The sequence below is a fragment of the Streptomyces sp. NPDC001599 genome (genome assembly GCF_042893535.1).
Taxonomy (GTDB): Bacteria; Actinomycetota; Actinomycetes; order Streptomycetales; family Streptomycetaceae; genus Streptomyces.
On sequence record NZ_JBIAVA010000004.1, the window covers coordinates 25985 to 43190 of the forward strand.

The 17206-nt window shown below is 69.7% G+C and carries 14 protein-coding genes and 2 pseudogenes; 9 read left to right on the forward strand and 7 right to left on the reverse strand.

Features of this window, described 5'->3' with window-relative positions:
- Positions 1–5: 5 nt before the first annotated feature.
- From ACFYZ3_RS12935 to ACFYZ3_RS12950, 4 genes are all read left to right on the forward strand, one after another.
- A complete protein-coding gene (locus tag ACFYZ3_RS12935) occupies positions 6–677 on the forward strand; it encodes a TetR/AcrR family transcriptional regulator (RefSeq protein ID WP_388516043.1) in 672 nt (223 codons plus the stop codon).
- 21 nt (positions 678–698) lie between these two features.
- Positions 699–1166 carry a DUF4334 domain-containing protein gene (locus ACFYZ3_RS12940; RefSeq protein ID WP_388516045.1) on the forward strand — a complete coding sequence of 156 codons (468 nt, stop codon included), beginning with the start codon at positions 699–701 and terminating at the stop codon, positions 1164–1166.
- Positions 1163–2254 carry an NAD(P)-dependent alcohol dehydrogenase gene (locus ACFYZ3_RS12945; RefSeq protein ID WP_388516047.1) on the forward strand — a complete coding sequence of 364 codons (1092 nt, stop codon included), beginning with the start codon at positions 1163–1165 and terminating at the stop codon, positions 2252–2254. Before ACFYZ3_RS12940 ends, ACFYZ3_RS12945 begins: the two co-directional genes overlap by 4 nt.
- A 142-nt stretch (positions 2255–2396) precedes the next feature.
- On the forward strand, positions 2397–3560 hold the full coding sequence (locus ACFYZ3_RS12950) for a TetR/AcrR family transcriptional regulator (protein WP_388516048.1): 1164 nt from the start codon (positions 2397–2399) through the stop codon (positions 3558–3560).
- Positions 3561–3594: 34 nt separating this feature from the next.
- On the opposite strand, the gene ACFYZ3_RS12955 is transcribed toward ACFYZ3_RS12950, so the two are convergent.
- Complete coding sequence (locus ACFYZ3_RS12955; protein WP_388516050.1) at positions 3595–4803, reverse strand: oxygenase MpaB family protein; 1209 nt, start codon at positions 4801–4803, stop codon at positions 3595–3597.
- Between the two features lie 397 nt (positions 4804–5200).
- Here ACFYZ3_RS12955 and ACFYZ3_RS12960 point away from each other — a divergent pair, with 397 nt between their 5' ends.
- Both ACFYZ3_RS12960 and ACFYZ3_RS12965 read left to right on the forward strand, forming a co-directional pair.
- Entirely contained in the window at positions 5201–5887 is a 687-nt protein-coding gene (locus tag ACFYZ3_RS12960) for a TetR/AcrR family transcriptional regulator (protein WP_388516052.1), read from the forward strand.
- A gap of 72 nt (positions 5888–5959) precedes the next feature.
- Positions 5960–6892 carry an MBL fold metallo-hydrolase gene (locus ACFYZ3_RS12965; RefSeq protein WP_388516054.1) on the forward strand — a complete coding sequence of 311 codons (933 nt, stop codon included), beginning with the start codon at positions 5960–5962 and terminating at the stop codon, positions 6890–6892.
- Positions 6893–6953: 61 nt separating this feature from the next.
- On the opposite strand, the gene ACFYZ3_RS12970 is transcribed toward ACFYZ3_RS12965, so the two are convergent.
- The gene (locus tag ACFYZ3_RS12970) at positions 6954–7796 is read right to left on the reverse strand and encodes an NAD(P)H-binding protein (RefSeq protein ID WP_388516055.1); all 843 of its coding nucleotides are present in this window, start codon (positions 7794–7796) and stop codon (positions 6954–6956) included.
- A 245-nt stretch (positions 7797–8041) separates the two neighbouring features.
- Here ACFYZ3_RS12970 and ACFYZ3_RS12975 point away from each other — a divergent pair, with 245 nt between their 5' ends.
- A complete protein-coding gene (locus tag ACFYZ3_RS12975; RefSeq protein ID WP_388516057.1) occupies positions 8042–8869 on the forward strand; it encodes a helix-turn-helix transcriptional regulator in 828 nt (275 codons plus the stop codon).
- A 212-nt stretch (positions 8870–9081) separates the two neighbouring features.
- Here ACFYZ3_RS12975 and ACFYZ3_RS12980 read toward each other — a convergent pair.
- A pseudogene (locus tag ACFYZ3_RS12980) lies at positions 9082–9329 on the reverse strand (MBL fold metallo-hydrolase); the annotation flags it as partial.
- Between the two features lie 302 nt (positions 9330–9631).
- Complete coding sequence (locus tag ACFYZ3_RS12985) at positions 9632–10003, reverse strand: beta/gamma crystallin domain-containing protein (RefSeq protein WP_388516059.1); 372 nt, start codon at positions 10001–10003, stop codon at positions 9632–9634.
- A gap of 1426 nt (positions 10004–11429) precedes the next feature.
- Here ACFYZ3_RS12985 and ACFYZ3_RS12990 point away from each other — a divergent pair.
- The gene (locus ACFYZ3_RS12990) at positions 11430–12632 is read left to right on the forward strand and encodes an IS110 family transposase (RefSeq protein ID WP_388516060.1); all 1203 of its coding nucleotides are present in this window, start codon (positions 11430–11432) and stop codon (positions 12630–12632) included.
- 63 nt (positions 12633–12695) lie between these two features.
- On the opposite strand, the pseudogene ACFYZ3_RS12995 reads toward ACFYZ3_RS12990, so the two are convergent.
- The 3 genes and pseudogenes from ACFYZ3_RS12995 to ACFYZ3_RS13005 form a co-directional block, all read right to left on the reverse strand.
- Positions 12696–13935, reverse strand: a pseudogene (locus ACFYZ3_RS12995) (IS30 family transposase).
- Between the two features lie 169 nt (positions 13936–14104).
- Positions 14105–14569 (reverse strand): transposase, encoded by a 465-nt coding sequence (locus tag ACFYZ3_RS13000; protein ID WP_388516062.1) that lies wholly within the window; start codon positions 14567–14569, stop codon positions 14105–14107.
- A 668-nt stretch (positions 14570–15237) separates the two neighbouring features.
- Positions 15238–16431 (reverse strand): MBL fold metallo-hydrolase, encoded by a 1194-nt coding sequence (locus tag ACFYZ3_RS13005; protein ID WP_388516064.1) that lies wholly within the window; start codon positions 16429–16431, stop codon positions 15238–15240.
- A 138-nt stretch (positions 16432–16569) separates the two neighbouring features.
- Between ACFYZ3_RS13005 and ACFYZ3_RS13010 the strand changes: the two genes are divergently transcribed.
- The gene (locus ACFYZ3_RS13010; RefSeq protein ID WP_388516065.1) at positions 16570–17187 is read left to right on the forward strand and encodes a TetR/AcrR family transcriptional regulator; all 618 of its coding nucleotides are present in this window, start codon (positions 16570–16572) and stop codon (positions 17185–17187) included.
- The last annotated feature ends 19 nt before the right edge of the window (positions 17188–17206 follow it).

The window sequence follows — 17206 nt, forward strand, 5'->3', positions numbered from 1 at the left end:
CGTTGTTGAGCACCGAGCAGAGCCAGGACAGCACGGCCACGGCGCGGCACTGGCGTTCCTACGAGCCGCTGGACCTGCACCCGATCCTGGTGCACGCCATGGAGGCCTTCAACGAGCACGGCTATCACGGCACTTCGGTCCGCAACATCGCCGGCCGCGTCGGCGTCACCGTGCCCGCGCTGTACTACCACTACGAGAACAAGCAGGCCCTGCTGGCCACCCTGCTGGAGACGTCCATCAAGGACGTCCTGGACCGTTGCCGGGCGGCGGCCGCGGAGGCGGGACCCGCTCCGCTGGCGCGGTTCTGCGGCATGGTCGAGTCGATCGTGCTCTACATGGCCCACCGCAGGTCGCTGGCTTTCCTGGACACCGAGATACGCAGTCTGGAGCCCGCCAACCGGGCGCGTTACGTGGCCCTGCGCGACTACCTCCAGCACATGCTGCTCGACACGGTCGAAGCCGGCCGCGCCGAGGGCGTGTTCACCACTGGGATCCCCGCCGACGCCGTCCGCGCGGTCCTGATCATGTGCCAGGGCGTCGCCAACTGGTTCCGCCCCGACGGGCCCCTCACCGCCGAACAGGTCGCCGAACGCCACGTCCTGCTGAGCCTCGGCACCGTGGGGCACCCGCTGCCCTCCCACGCCCTCCAGGACCCGGCACCGTACAGCTCCCGATGACATCGACGAGAGGACGCCCTCATGGAACCGCTCCAGGCCCGTACCCGCTTCCATGCGCTGCGTGAGACGAAGGGCCGGGTGGAGGCTGCCGCACTGGACGAGGTGTGGGCCGTACTGGAGACCGTCCGGCCCGAGGAGATCCTCGGCGAGTGGAAGGGCGGCGAGTTCGACACCGGCCATCCGCTCAACGGCGAGCTGGCGAAGGCGGGCTGGTACGGCAAGACCTTCACCTCGGTGCACGACGCCAAGCCGCTGATGTGCCGGGACACGGCGGGCGAGCTGTACTCCAACCTGGAGCTGGGCAAGGGCGAGGCCAGCCTGTGGACGGTGGAGTTCCGCGGCGAGTCCACGGCCACGATGGTCTATGACGGCCGGCCGGTCCTCGACCACTTCAAACGGGTGGACGACACCACCCTCATGGGCATCATGAACGCCAAGGGTGTGCCCGCCGAGGGTCCTTACTACTACTTCTTCCTGGAGCGCGTGTGAGGCGTGCCCGTGCGGCGGTCGTCCGGGAGCCGGGCGCCCCGTTCACCGTCCGGGAGGTGGAGGTGGAGGAGCCGCGTCCGCGCGAGGTGCTGGTCAGGATGACCGCGGCCGGGGTCTGCCACACGGACCTGGGGATCCAGGCCGGCTGGCCCCGGCGGCTGACCCCCATGGTCTTCGGCCACGAGGGCGCCGGCCGGGTCGAGGCGGTGGGCCCGGAGGTGACCGGTGTCGTGCCGGGGGACGCCGTCTGCCTCACCTTCGCCAGCTGCGGCGCGTGCGGGCAGTGCGCCGCGGGGCATCCGGCGTACTGCGACGCGGCGCGGGACCTCAACCTCTCCGGCGGGCGCGGGGACGGCAGCACCCCGCTCCGCCTCGGCGGCGCCCCGCTGCACGGCGGCTTCTTCGGACAGTCCAGCTTCGCCACGTACGCCGTGGTCCACGAGCGCGGAGTCGTCAAGGTCCCCGCCGATCTGCCCGCGACGCTCGCCGCGCCACTGGGCTGCGGAGGTCAGACGGGGGCGGGGACGGTGCTCAACCGGCTGTGTCCCGAGCCGGGGACCTCGCTCGTGGTGCTGGGGGCCGGCGGGGTGGGGCTGAGCGCGCTGATGGCCGCGGTGGCCGTGGGCTGCGACCCGGTGGTGGCCGTCGACCCGGTCACCTCCCGGCGTGACCTGGCCCTCGCACTCGGCGCCCGGGCCGCCCTGCCGCCGGACGACGCCCTCGTCGCGGCGGTGCGGGAGCTCACCGACGGCGGGGCGCACCACGTCGTGGACACCACGGGCCGGCCCGAGATGCTCGACCGGGCCGTCGCGGTGCTGCGTCCGCGCGGTGCGCTCGCCTTCCTCGGCCTCGGCGGCGAGGTGACGTTCGACATGATGCGCCTGATGACCAAGGGGGTCCGCCTCCACGGGGTGATGGAGGGCGATTCCGACCCCGCCCGCTTCGTCCCGGAGCTGATCGCCCTGCACCGGCGCGGGCTCTTTCCGGTGGACCGGTTGGTCACCACGTTCGCCTTCGAGGAGATCGGCGCCGCCGTGGCCGCCATGCGCGACGGAAGCGCGGTGAAGCCGGTCCTCACCTTCGTCTGAAGGGCGGCGCGCCGGACCGGGAGGACGGGCGCCGGGGGACGCGGCGGACCCGCGGACCAGGTGCCGAGAAGGCCGGGGCGGCCCGGGAGAGGTGTGGTTGACTGAACCGCATGGTCCCGCCCCCGTATCCGCCCGTCCGGCCGTGACCGCCGATCCGACCACGGCCGCCCGGCCCCGCAACCGCAGGCAGCTCATCGTCGAGGCGGCTGGCCGGGTCTTCAGCGAACGCGGCTACCACCGGGCGTCCATGGAGGAGATCGCCGCGGGCGTCGGCATCACCGCCGCGGCCCTGTACCGGCACTTCCCGAACAAGTACGCGCTCTTCGCCGAGTGCGCCGACGTCATGGCCCAGGGCCTGGTCGCCGTGCTCGACGAGGTGCCGCCCGGGGCGCCCCTGACGGACGTGCTCGACGCCGCCGCCGGGGTCACGGTCGCGTACCGGGCGTCGGGGGGCGTCTACCGGTGGGAGGCCCGCTACCTCAACCGTGAGGACCGCAGGCGCCTGCGGGCGAAGTTCGGGCGGGTCGTCGGGCGGGTCGACGAGGCGGTGCGGCGGGAGTACCCGCCGGCCGACGAGCGGCTGCGGGCCGTGGCCGCCCTGGGTGCGATCGGTTCCGTCACGATGCACCGCACCTCGATCGCCGCGCGCCGGGCGGAGAGCCTGCTGGCGGCGTCGGCGCTGCGCGTTGCGGCCACCGGCCCGGCCGCGGCGGGCGAGAGCGTCCGCCCGGTCGAGCTGCCCGCCCAGCCCGTGCCGCGGACCCGGCGCGCGGAGATCCTCGCCGCCGCCGTCCCGCTGTTCGCGCGGGACGGATTCGCCAACGTCACCAACGGCCAGATCGCGCGGGAGGTGGGGCTGGCCCCGTCGGCGCTCTACCGCCACTACCCCGGCAAGGTCGACATCCTCGCGGCGGCGTGCCTCCAGGCGGCGGCCCTGCTGGCCCAGGGAGTGGAGCAGAACCTGCGCGAGGTGCCCGGCCCGCACGAGGCCGTGGTCGCGCTGGCGGCCACCTACGTCGCCTACAGCTTCGAGTACACCGCGCTCAACAGCGTCGCGGAGGCCGAGTTGGCCGGTTTGCCCGCGGATCTGCGGCGGCCCCTGGTCCACGCCCAGCGGGAGCACATCGCCGTCTGGGAGCAGCAGTTGCGGCTGGCCCGCCCGGAACTCGACCCGCGCCAGGCCCGGGTGCTGGTGCACGCCGGGTTCGGGGTGGTGGTCGAGGCCGGCCGCAGGCTGCGCTGGCGGGACGGCCCCGGTCACCGTGACACCGTGACCGCGCTGGTCGTGGCGGCCCTGGGCCTGTGAGCGGCCGGCGGAACCGGGCGGACCGGGGGTGGGTTCAGCCGCCCGGCCGGTTCCCGGTGGGGATGGTGATCGGGGTGGTGGTCCCCGAGGAGCCCTTGTTGAGGAACAGCATGGCCAGGGCGCGCACGAACTGGTCGACCAGGTAGAAGGTGCCGGGCATGATGGGCGACAGTCCCTCCCGGAACTTGATGTACGCCGGCCACGCGGTGCGGACCAGGGCCGCAGCCACGGGGTCGCGCCGCAGCCCCAGCCAGTCGCCGACCTCGTCGCTGAGGACGTAGCGGACGAACTCGTTGAGGAACCCGCGGGTGACGCCGAGGTCGATCTGCGCGGTCAGCCCGAGCAGTTCCTCGGCGAGCTTGATGCCCTCGGTGGTCGGGGCGAGGATCGGGGTCAGCACCTGCGCGGACTGCGCCTCCGCGGCCGCCCAGGTCTTGGGGATGTACTCGTCCGGCACCCCCAGCAGGTGGAGGGCGACCTGCCAGGAGTGCAGGAACGCCTCCTGGTCCTCGGCCGGGAACGGGACCTTCCACTCGATCAGCTTGCTGCGTACGTAGGTTCCCAAGCTGTGGAAGGTGACCAGGATGTCGGCGGCGCTGATCGGGATGTCCTGGTCCGCGCCGGACGTCCAGTGCGGCGACCGCGGCAGCAGGTGCCGGACCGCGGCGTGCACCAGCCGGGTCTTGTTGGCGGTGACGACGAACTGCCCCGACGGCTCGAACGCCTTCAGCTGGGACAGGTCGTAGCCGAACGTGAACGTTTTCGCGGCCCGGTCCTGCATGTCGGCGCCACCGGCCGACCAGTAGACGCTCCTGGCCTCGCGCGGGATGACGGTGCTCATGATGCCGCTGCCGAGGCCGTACAGCATGAACAGGTACGTGTCCCGGCGCCGGTTGAAGTCGGCCGCGCGGGTCAGCTTGGTCCGGTCGGCCCAGGACGGCAGCCGGTTGACCTGCCGCAGATGCGCCGTGAGCTCGGCCGGGAAACCGCCGGGCAGCGGGTCGGCGTTGTTCACCCACCCGGCCATCGCGGTGTTGATCGACGGAACGCTGCCGTTCTCGAGCAGCGTGGCCATCAGGGGGTCCGTCGCGCTGTCCCACACGTACTCCGGATCGGCGCCCGCGCCGGTACCGGCCACCGAGTCCGCCGACGGCCACGCCCACGCCTTCGCGCCGTCCGCCACGCCCACCAGCCCGAGCGCGACACCGAGCGACAGGACTCCTCGCCTGCTGAGATTCTCCATTGACTTAACCCGCTTCCCTGAAGGTCAGACGGTTCACTGACTCGTTTCCGCACGTCAGTTGAGTGACCACCACACTCCGAGACCTGCCGAGTAATGTGATTTCTCATTAACATAGCGAGGCGGCAAGGCGGGAGCAATGGGCGTGACCGAGGGTTCCACGGCAGCGGTGGCCTTCGCCCGGCCTGCGACATGGAAGTGGAGCGAGGACGGGACGACGCCGAGGCGCCGGGCCGTCTGCACCACCCTGGGGCGGGGGCCTGGCTCGCCGAGCGCACAACTGGACTGTACTGTAAAGTCTAACGTCTCTCGTGGAGGGTCCATCGGGACGCCCCGAGGGCGATACGACGACGCCGCGACCGGTCGCGGCGATGTGGATACGAGCGAGGGATGAGATGGCATGTCCGAGCAGTTGAACGCGGACCGGCCGAAGGCCCGGCGCAAGGAGCCCCGCGGCCGCGGCTCGGTCTCCGAGGAGAAGATCCTCGCGGCGGCGAAGGAACTCTTCCTGGCCGACCGCTACGACGGCGTCAACCTGGAACGGATCGCCGCGCGGGCCGGAGTCTCACGTCAGACCGTCTACAACCGGTTCGGTTCGAAGGAGACGGTCTTCCGGGAGATGGTCCGCCACCATTGGTCGGCGTTCGCCGGCCCGGGCCGGGGTGTCACCGAGTGCGGCCCCGACGCGAGCGCCGAGGAGGTCCTGCGAGCGTTCGCCCAGTCACTCCAACGCTTCGCCACCGAGACCGACCAGATCCGTTTCGCCCAGCTTGTGGTGACCGAGTCCGCACGCCTGCCGTGGATCGCGGACGAGTTCTACCGGCTGGGGAAGGGGCCGGTCGCGGTCACGTTCGCCGGCTGTCTCGACAGCCTGGTCCGCAGAGGCCTCCTGCGCTGCCCGGACACACATCTGGCGGCACGTCAGTTCATGGGACTCATCCAGGAGTTCCTCGTCTGGCCGAGGGTCATGGCCTTCGAGGAGGAGGTTGTCGATCAGGCACCGCCGGAGGTGGTGATCGAGGAAGCGGTACTCACCTTCCTGGCCCGCTACGCACCCTCGGCGCACGGGCCCGAGCGGCCTGTCTGATCGGCCCGCCGCGCGACCGTCGCATCGGTATCCGATTCCGCGTCCGACCCGTCCCACGCTCAAGGACCCGCAATGACCGCAGACACCATCACCCTCGGCGACGTCGAGATCGCACGCGTCATCGAGTGGTCCGGCCCCATCCGCACCGCCCGCTTCATCATTCCGGACAGCGACGAGGAGACATGGCGTCGCAACCGGAAGTGGCTCGAGCCGGATTTCTGGACCCCGGCCGACGACGCCTACCGCTGCCACGTCCAGACCTGGGTCCTGCGCAGCGAGGGCAAGACCGTTCTGGTGGACACCGGCGTCGGGAACGACCGGGAGCGCCCGCAGATTCCGCAGTTCGCGGGGCTGAAGACGGACTTCCTCGCCCGCCTGAACGCGGTCGGCGTCGCGCCCGAGGACGTCGACGTGGTCGTCAACACGCACATCCACTACGACCACGTCGGCTGGAACACCGAGTCGCGCGACGGCGAATGGGTCCCCACCTTCCCCAACGCCACCTACCTGATACCCCGCCCCGACAACCTGTACTTCGACCCGGAAGGCACCCACCGCAGCCGGGCACCACGCGACGAACACGAACGCGTCCGGTGGGAGGGCAGCAAGCTCGTCTACAACGACAGCATCGCCCCCGTCCACCAGGCCGGACAGGCGGTGCTGTGGGAGGACACCCACCGCATCGACGGCAACCTGCGGCTGGAGGCCGCACCGGGCCACACTCCGGGTTCGTCCGTCGTCACGCTGCGATCGGGCACGGACCGCGCCGTCTTCGTCGGGGACATGATGCACAGCCCCGTCCAAGTCCTCGCACCCCGATGGAACAGTTGTTTCTGCGACGACCTCCAGCTCGCGGCCAAGACCCGCACCTCCTACCTCTCCCGCGCTGCCGAGCTGCGTGAACTCGTCATCCCGGCCCACTGGCCCGGCCACGGAGCCGCCGAAGTCCGCCAGGACGGTGACGGCTTCGCCATCACCGAATGGGCCGCATTCCCCCGCGGCTGATCCAGGTGGGCAACCAGATCCATCCCGACCCGGCAACGCTGGGGGCGACAAGGCGAGTTCACTACTGCGTCCACTCGTACGCGTGGTCGGAGACGAATTCGGCAAAGGCACGCGGTGGACGGCCGGTCAGTTCGAGCACCGCGGTGCTGACCCGATCCTCCCGGCCCTCCTCGATTCCACGCTCGACGGCCGCAAGGGCGTCGGCGAACTCCGTCGGCATTCCGGAGGCGCGGTAGGCGGCGGCTTGTTCCTTCTCCGTAATACGCCTCACTCGAATCTCTCTGCCGGTCTTCGCCGTGATGATCCGGGCCGCCTGCGGATAGCTCATACCGTGCGGCCCGGTGATCAGGTAGTCGCGTCGAGCGTCCCTCTCCAGGTCGGTCAACAGCGCGGCCGCACTGCCCGCGATGTCCCGCGCGTCGACCCAGCCCAGCTTGCCGTCACCGGCTGCGGTACGGATCTCACCGCATCGACGCATGTGCTGGGCCAGCGGATGCGGGCGCAGGAAGTTCTGCATGAAGCCGGATGCCCGGAGCACGACGCCTCCGGGCTGGGCCTGAACCCTGGCGGCCAACTCCACAGCGCTGGGCGCGTTCGGCAGCACAATGGCGGAGCCGAGGAGCACGAGGCGCCGGACCCCGGCCCGCCGCGCTTCACGCAGGAAGGGCTCGACCAGCGGCAGCGGATCCACACTCTCCACCGGTGCAAGCAGGAAGGCCCCATCCATCCCGTCGAGCGCGGGTCCGAATGTGGTCGGGTCATTCCAGTCGAAGCGGATCGCATCAGGATCCGCTCCGGCCGGGTTCCGGCTGGCGGCCCGAGCCCGCACGCCTGCGTTGCGAAGCACTCGCACCAGCGTCTTGCCGGTCTTGCCGGTTCCTCCGGTCACGACCACCGCGGACATCAGGCGGCCTCCCTCTTGAGCGAGTCGATCGCCCACAGATCCGCGACGGCCTTCACTTCTTTGGCCGGAACCGGGTCGGTCGTGCGGCGAAATACTTCCTCGGGCGTGCTGGACACTGCTTCTCCTAGTGGTCAACAAATCGACCAGACCACCCTGCACGGCGAATCGGTGGGTGCGGAACGGACAGCTGAGCCCCGGACCAACTGTGCGAGGCTCAGCTGTCCCTCCTGTGGCAACATGGCGGAGTGAGTAGTCAGGAGCTCGCGGACTTTCTCCGCCGCCGCCGCGAAAACCTGGAACCAAAAGAGGTACCGGCCGAAGCGTCGCGTCCGTCACACCGGCGCGCCCGGCGCACGCCGGGACTGCGCCGCGAAGAGGTGGCCGACCTGGCACAGGTGTCGCTGAGCTACTACGAACGGCTCGAACAGGCACGGGCACCTCGGCCCTCACCGCAGGTACTGTCCGCGCTCGCGACGGCTCTCCAGCTCACTGGAGCAGAGCGTGACCATCTGGCCCGCCTGGCCGGACAAGTGCTGCCGGCCGAGAACGGCCACGTGCCCGAGCAAGTACCCGAGGACGCCCAACAGCTCATCGGCAGACTTGAGGGCATCCCTGCCTACATCCTCAACGACCGGCAGGACATCGTCGCCTGGAACACGGCAGCCGCAGCTCTGATCACGGACTTCTCACGTCTCACACCTGACGAGCGCAACCTCACGCGCATCTCGTCGAGATTCCGTGAAACCCTGTGCACCGGCGCGCCCGGGGCAGAGACCGACTTCTCACAACAGGCAGCCGCCAACTTGCGCGCAGCCAGCGTCCGGTACCCCGCAGACAGCGTGCTCTCCGAGCTGATCAACGAGTTCGCGAGCCACGATCCGGATTTCGCGAGCAGCTGGCGCAACCACGCTGTGCGCCCCATACCCAGTGTGCGCAAAATCCTGCACCACCCCGGACTGGGCGAGCTGAGAATGGACCGGCACACCCTCACCCTGCCCGGATCGGACTTCTCCCTGGTGATGTACACGGCAGAGGCCGGCAGTCCCACCGCCGCCGCGCTGAAGAGCCTTTGACCGCTGCCGCTGCGGGTGCCGTCGTCCCGCGGTCAAGCCAGCCGCGGGCGAAGCAGACGGCCATGGGGGTGACCCTTGTAGGGGCGGTACCCATCGGTTCGGCGGTATCCCTCGCGTTCGTAGAGTCGGATCGCGTCGGGCCGCTCAGCCCCGCGCCTCGGCCGGGAGACACTCCGGCGCCGAAGCATCTCCCCAGCTCGCCCCGGCCGGCGTCAGCCCTCGCCCGCGAGCCCAAGCTCCCCCCTGCTCTTCCCGGCCCGCTACCAGCGGTCTCGAGGCGCCGCCACGGGTGGGCGATCGGCTGGGAGACCGCCCGCCACCACGCCTCCCCCGGCAGCTCCCCCGCCGGCTCGAACGGCTCCCCCGGCCGCGGGAACGCCACCGCCTGACCGGTCTCCTCAGCCGCGTCCTTCGTCCACTCCCCCGGCTCCGCCCACGCGTGCGACGCCAGGTTGAACGTGGATGGGGCTCTCCCCTCAACTGCCGGCGGCGGTCCTCTCGAAGCTTCTGGGCCTCAGTCTCGAGAGGGCCACCGCATGGACTCAACCCGAGATACCGCCCCTGCTGAGACGAGATGCGCCCCCTCAGCGTGCCGCTGTGATACTCCGGCAGGACAGCGCTGCCTGACCATGAGACCCACTGGACAGCTGGAGTATCAGATAGCACCTATGGCGTCGAAGCTTGTTTAACAGACCCGCCCCGGAAGTGAAACGGTCCAGCGACTCCGTCGGCGGACCGTCACGCAAGATCGAGGTTAGCCTCTTACAGGATTTCGATCCGGTCGACATGCGGCGGCCTGCTGGGGAACGTGATGATGAAGTTCTTGGAGTAGGTGACGACTGCGCCATTGCTGTCGTAGTACTTTACCCTGTTGTTTCCGGTGGAGATCTTGTCAACCCACACGGCTTTTTGCGTCGGCCACTCTTGTGTGAAGTCGTGGACGCCCCTGTTCGCGAAGCAGTAGGCGGTGTCGACTCTGCCGCTCGGACCCTCGTAGTGGACGTCAACCTTCAGGTAGTCGGACGGTCCGCAGCTCACGCGGTCGATGGCATGTGCCGTTCCGACTGGCATCACGGCGGTCATGACGGCCGCCGCGGCCATCGGAAGGGTGATTCGAAGTTTCTTGGAGAGCACTTTTCGCTCCTGTCTTTATGAGGGGCAGGTCGTTCAGCGTGAGCACTTGTCGTGTGCAATGCACGCGAGGAGGTCTCATGCCTAATGTCAACTTGCAGTGATCATGCTAGAAGTGTGATCGTCGCGTTGTCAACGGCGCTTTCTCGCTCCAACAATCAGTCGCGCTGCGAACTGCTGAAACGCGACTTATGCACGCCTGCGCCGACGCGGCCGACCGGTGCACGTCGCGTCGAAATGATGCCACTGAACGGCGGATTCCTGGCTTATTCCTTTCTCTTCCAAGGGAAGCCGGAGACGATGAGTGATTGTCGGACCGAATCGGGTTTCGAGCAGGAGCTGGCCTTCGAGCCGTGCGAACCCTCTGCGATCAACGAGACCAATACGGAGACGCCGCCGGCCACAGTGTCCACCTCGACCTCACCCCGAACATGCTGGCCACCCCCGAGGCGACCATGACGAGCCCTGCACTGACCAAGATCGGAGCGCCCGTGCACTGGATGCTGCCTCTAGCCTCAATACCAGTGACGGTGAAGGCGAGGAAGACCTCGGCCTTGCGCTCGTTGCGGTCCGTGACATCGGGTGGGCGGGCTGAGTCGTCAGCGGCTGCGGGTTCCTCGGACCAGTCCCGGAGCTGGTCTTCGAGGGTGGGGTTGTCGCCGCGGCCACGGTTTCGAGCAGCTGGGCGCACACGGCCGCTTCGGCGGCGAGCCGAGCAGTACCTCAGCCTCGCGGTTCGGGGAGTTCCCCCGGCCTGACGGCCAGGATCTCCACGCTGGTGCAGCCAATGCTCTCCAGTGCAGCCTTCCGATGCTGAGCGCTGGGCTCTGCATCGGCGACGGCGGAGGCACGGGGCGCGCCGGTGGTGTCAGTCCAGGTGAGGCCATAGGACTTCTGTTCCGGGCCTGCGATGCCGGACTTCGTTCGTTCTCATGAGCTCCCTCAAGGTGACTTGGCATAGCCGCCGCCCCACGAACCTCTGCCGCACCCTGCCGGTCGGCAGGGGAACGGCACGTCCGACAGCGACCGCCGTCCCCCCGAGCACAACGGCCGGAGAAAACGCTACAGACGCCACGAGCCGCCGTCGTCACCATCCAGAGCCACTTCGGACGTAGCTCGCACGGGGGACAAGCCCTTCCCTCGCCAGGTCTCGGAGCCTCGTCCGCCCCCCGTTATGTTTTCCGCGGTCCTGCAAAAGGATCGCTGGCCTCCGGGCCCGGCATGGCTGTTCCCCCTGTCGAGGGCATGACCTGGGGGGTGGTGCCACCGGGCCCGAGAGGCGCCGTTGGAGACGCTGATGAGAGGTCCGACTACCGCCCGGCCGAGCGCAACGCCCGGCCTTTCGTAGGCGGCAGGTCTGCATAACGTGGATGCGCGCACGACGCCAACGCCCCGGCCAGCACCGCACAACCCCGTATCGGAGGACGGCTTGAACGACAGCGACGAGATAGGCGTCTTCCTGGGCCTGGAAGTCGGCAAGAGCCACCACCACGGCCACGGACTCACCTCGGGCGGCAAGAAGGTCTTCGACAAGCAGCTGCCGAACACCGAGCCGAAGCTGCGGGACGTCTTCGAGAAGCTGAAGACCAAGTTCGGCACCGTCCTGGTGATCGTGGACCAGCCCGCCTCGATCGGCGCCCTGCCGCTGACGGTGGCCCGGGATGCTGGATGCAAGGTCGCCTACCTGCCCGGCCTGTCGATGCGGCGGATCGCCGACCTCTACCCCGGCGAGGCGAAGACCGACGCCCGCGACGCGGCCGTCATCGCCGACGCGGCCCGCACCATGCCGCACACCCTGCGCTCGCTGGAACTCACCGACGAGATCACCGCTGAGCTCACGGTCCTCGTCGGCTTCGACCAGGACCTGGCCGCCGAGGCCACCCGCACCAGCAACCGGATCCGCGGCCTGCTCACCCAGTTCCACCCGTCCCTGGAACGAGTCCTCGGCCCCCGGCTCGACCACCAGGCCGTCACCTGGCTCCTCGAACGCTACGGATCCCCAGCCGCCCTGCGAAAAGCTGGACGCCGCAAACTCGTCGAGGTGATCCGCCCCAAGGCCCCGCGCATGGCCACGCGGCTGATCGACGACGTCTTCGAGGCACTCGACGAGCAGACCATCGTCGTCCCGGGCACAGGCACCCTCGACATCGTCATTCCCTCCCTGGCCCGCTCCCTCAGCGCCGTCCACGAACAACGCCGGGCCACAGAAGCCCAGATCAGCGCCCTGTTGGAGGCACACCCTCTTTCCAAGGTCCTGACGTCGCTGCCCGGCGTCGGCGTCAGGACCGCCGCCACCCTGCTGGTCACCGTCGGCGACGCAACCAGCTTCCCCACCGCCGCCCACCTGGCCTCCTACGCCGGCCTCGCGCCGACCACGAAGTCGTCCGGGACCTCGATCCACGGCGAACACGCACCCCGCGGCGGCCACCGCGTCCTGAAACGCGCGATGTTCCTGTCCGCGTTCGCCGCGCTGCACGATCCCGCCTCCCGCACCTACTACGACCGATGCCGGGCCCGCGGAAAGACCCACACCCAGGCACTTCTCCGCCTGGCCCGACAACGGATCAACGTGCTGTTCGCGATGCTCCGCGACGGCACCTTCTACGAACCCAAAACCCCACGCCTCGCTTGACGAAAGACATAGAGGCACCCCCCCGGGGGGGGCGGATTCCAGGGGTCGTTGCAACACGGTTGATCAACTTGCTGTTGCCAGGAGCTTAGCGAGACGCTCGGCTGGGGTTTCCCAGTCGAGCGTTTTGCGTGGGCGGCGGTTGAGCTGGTCCGCGACGGCTCTCAGATGTTCGGGGGTGTACTCGGTCAGGTCTGTGCCCTTCGGGAAGTACTGCCTCAGCAGACCGTTCGTGTTCTCGTTGGAACCGCGCTGCCAGGGGCTGGCCGGATCGCAGAAGTAGACCGGGATGTCGGTGGCAAGGGTGAACTCGTGGTGACGGCCCATCTCGCTGCCTTGGTCCCAGGTCAGCGATCGTCTCAAGTGGGCTGGCAGCGTGGTGACGGTGCTCGTCAGGGCGTCCCGGACGGCTTCGGCTCCGTGGCCGGCGGGCAGGTGCAGGAGCATGACGTAGCGGGTGGAGCGTTCCACCAGGGTGCCGATCGCGGAGCGGCTGTTCTTCCCGATGATCAAGTCGCCTTCCCAGTGACCGGGCACTGCCCGGTCCTCGGCCTCGGCGGGGCGGTCGCTGATCATGACCATGGGATGGCTGTAACGGGGCTGTCGCTGTTGGGCCTGGCGGCGGGGTCTGCGACGGGCCCGTCCGGAGCGCAGGGATCCGGCAAGTTCACGGCGCAGTGCGCCACGGCCCTGGACGTAGAGGGCTTGGTAGATCGTCTCGTGGACCACGTGCATCTCCGGCCGGTCGGGGAACTGCCGGCGCAGAGCGTGGCAGATCTGTTCCGGGCTCCACTTTTCGTCGAGCCTTTCCTGCACGGCCTGCCGTAGTACGGGACTCTGGGAGATCTTCGTCAGCTTGGGGCGTGGCCGACGGGCATCGGCGCGGGCCTGGGCGGCGTGGGGGCCGGTAGTACCAGGTGCCGTAGTCGTGCAGCACGGTGCGGTTACGGCGGATCTCCCGGCTGATCGTGGAGGGGCTTCGGCCCAGCTCCGCGGCTATCTGACGGATGCCGGCCTTCTCCCGCAGCCGGTCAGCGATGTGGATGCGTTCGTCCTCACGCAGGTACCGCGAGGGGCCGCAGGCCACCGTCTCCCTGCGTGTGGGAGGCAGTGGCCTGCGGCCCTTGCCCGGCGCGTGATTGCCGTTGCGCCACTTCTTTCCCGTCCGGACATCGACACCGACGATCCGACAGGCTTCTCTGTTGCTGTAGCCCAGTGCCATGAGCTGGAAGTATGCGGCCCGCTCACGGGTCAGCTCCTTCCTGCCCTGCGGCCTCGTCCGGTCCGGACGGATCTCGAACTCCATCGCACACCCCTGAAAACTGGGGTGTTGCCACAACCGCTAGAACTCAAGGGTTCCGGGCCTGCCAGGCCGCCCCGCGCCGGGACGGGTCGTGATGGGATGGCGGCATGAGCCGCGCCACCCAGGAGCCCAACCGCCGCCTGCTGCGGGCCCGGGACGCGATGGACCGCTACTACGCGCGCCTGCTGACGTCCCAGCTCTGGCCCGGCCCGCGCACGTCACCCCGGCGCACTTCTCCCGTATGTTCCGGGCAGGTCTCGGCGAGGCAGCCGTCTACGAGGTCGCTGCGGTACTGGATGTGGCGTAGGCCGCGTCGGATGCGCTGGACGAGGTGTTCGGGTGTGGAGAAGGCGACGTTGGAGAGCCAGCCGCGTCGCAGTGGGGACCAGATGCCTTCGACGGGGTTGAGGTCGGGTGCGTAGGGCGGCAGGTAGTGGATGGTGAGCCAGTCCCGTGAGGCGGCGAACTGCCGCAGGCCGGCGGCTTTGTGGACGTTGAGGTTGTCCCAGATGAGCGCGATCGGGCCGCCGAGTTGCTGGTGGGCGGCGATCAGCAGGTCCCGGTAGTCGCGCCAGGAGAAACTCTTGCGTCCGTCGCGGCGGTACACACTGCGCCCGGCGGCCACCAGTAGCGGCATTCCGTCGACGGCACGGGCTGCCAGGTGGCCGTTTCCGTGCCAGCGGGGCAGGTTGAACCAGTGGGCGACGACCCGATCGAGCGCAGCGTCAGGGTCTCCGTAGGAAGTGCCCTTGGACCAGCCACTCACAGCGTCCGTGCCGGATACTGGCAGTTCGAAGCCGAGGTCGGGCAGGATCAGTTCGGTCCTGTCCGTGGAGGTGGGGTCATAGTCCTCGGTATGCAGCCTCCATGGGATCCCGGGCTTCGGGGAGCAGTCGTACTGGACGACCCCGGACACCTCAGTCCCGACCGGTCCGGCAACCGGCCCGTCATAGAGGGTGACCCGGCTCCCCCGGCCCATTGAAGAGGTGCACCGGTGACAGGGGAGTTTCGGCATCGAGCCAAGGTGACGAGGCAGACATGCGCCGCACCCCAGACGCTGCCACCGACACCGGCCGAGCGCTGCCCGGTCGGCCCCTTCCTGTGAACTCAGCGCCGCACGACGCGCGTTCGGACCACCACCCGAGACTGGCCTTCCAGAGATGGCAAGGGTCTGAATCGCCGAGCAGTGACTTCACCCTCCACTCGGGACACTCCGTCCAAGGCTCGCAGCAAACGACCCTGCTCGTCGGCAGGGAGACGCTCCGGCATCTGGACCATCTCCCCCAAGCTCGTCCCCGACCGACGTCACCTCTCCCCGGCGAGGTCGAGATCGCTTCTGCTCGTCCCCGCCACGCCTTCGACGATCCCGGGACGGCGCCACGGGTGCGCGATCGGACCGGACACCGCCCGCCACCACGCCTCCGCCGGCAGCTCCCCCGCCGGCTCGAACGGCTCCCCCGGCCGCGGGAACGCCACCGCCTGCCCGACCTCCTCGGCCGCGTCCTTCGTCCACTCCCCCGGCTCCGCCCACGCGTGCGGCGCCAGGTTGAAGGTGCCCCAGTGGATCGGCAGCAGTGCGCCGTGCGAGCGGCCGCCCTGGAGGTCGAGGTGGGCCCGGACGCCCTCCTCGGGGGTCATGTGGATGTCCGGCCAGAACTCGGCGTACGCCCCGAGCTGGATCATCGTGGCGTCGAACGGGCCGTGCGCGGCGCCGATGTCGCGGAAACCGTCGAAGTAGCCGGTGTCCCCGCTGTGGTACACGCGGTGCTCGGCACCGGCGACGACCCAGGACGCCCAGAGGGTGTGCTGGGTGTTGCGCAGCCCGCGTCCGCAGAAGTGCCGGGCCGGAGTGGCGGTGAGGGTGAGGCCGCCGACGCCCGTCGACTCGTGCCAGTCCAGCTCGCGCAGCCGGGCGGGCGAGACGCCCCAGTGTTCGAGGTGGGCGCCGACGCCGAGCGGCACGGCGAAGACCGTGTCCGTGCCGGCCAGTGCCTTGATGGTGGGCATGTCCAGGTGGTCGTAGTGGTCGTGGGAGATGACGACGACGTCGACCGGGCCCAGGGCGGCGAGCGGCAGCGGCACCGGGTGCAGGCGCTTGGGGCCGGCGAAGGGGAACGGGGAGCAGCGCTCGCCCCACACCGGGTCGAAGAGCACGCGCTGCCCGTCGATCTCGGCGAGCACGCTGGAGTGGCCCATCCAGGTCAGTCTGAGCCCCGTGGCGGGGGGCCGGGCGAGGTCGGCCAGGGTGGTGGCGTGCACCGGGACGGGCCCCCGCGGGGACCGGCGCAGCCGCGCCTCTTTGTTGAAGTAGATCTTGGCGAATTCGGCGGCCGAGCCGGAGGGCCGGGTCCGGGCGGTGCCCCCGGGATTCTGGAAGACGCCGTCGCGGAAGTGCGGCGATCTGCGGATGCGCGCCATGCGCTCACCGCTCGGGTCCGCGCCGAAGGCCGCGGGCCGGGGCACACCGAGCCCGGGACTCGGGGAACGGAAAGCGGCCACAGTACCTCCAGGTGGAGTGGTTCAGGCTCTCATTATGGTCGTCTCGTCCTACGTCACCTCGAACGACGGATGTCACATCCGTGTTCCCCAGTCCGCCGCGACCGGGAAGGGCGTCGGCGCCTGTATAGGGTGACGTGCGTGGGGAGAGTGCGGTTGAGCGTGGCGGAGCGGCGCGAGGAGCTGCTGTGCGCCGCCATCGAGCAGATATCGGCGCGGGGCGTGGCGGCGTTGCGGATCGCCGACGTGGCCGCGGCGCTCGGCGTCAGCAACGCCCTGGTGCTCTACCACTTCTCCACGAAGGAGCGCCTGGTCGCCGCCGCGTTCACCCATGCCGCCGAGGACGACCTCGCCCACTTGCGGGGGCTGCTCGCCCGTCGTACGTCGGCGCTGCGCCGTCTGCGGGCGGCCGTGCGGTGGTACGCGCCGACCGGCCCGGCCAAGGGCTGGCGGCTGTGGATCGAGGGATGGGCGGCGGCGCCGCGCGAGCCCGCGCTGCGGGAGGTCACGCGCGAGCTGGACCGCCAGTGGAAGGCGGCGATCGCCGAGGTCATCGCCGAGGGCGTGGCCGCCGGTGAGTTCTCCTGCCCCGAGCCGGACGCCGCGGCCCTGCGGCTGACGGCGTTGCTGGACGGGCTGGCGGTGCAGCTCACGTCGTACACGGGCACGGTGTCGCGGACCCGGGCGCAGGAGTGGGTGGACGAGGCCCTGGCCCGGGAACTGGGCCTGGAGCGGGCGGCGTTGACACCGCCGCGCTAGCCGCCGGCGCCCCCGGGAC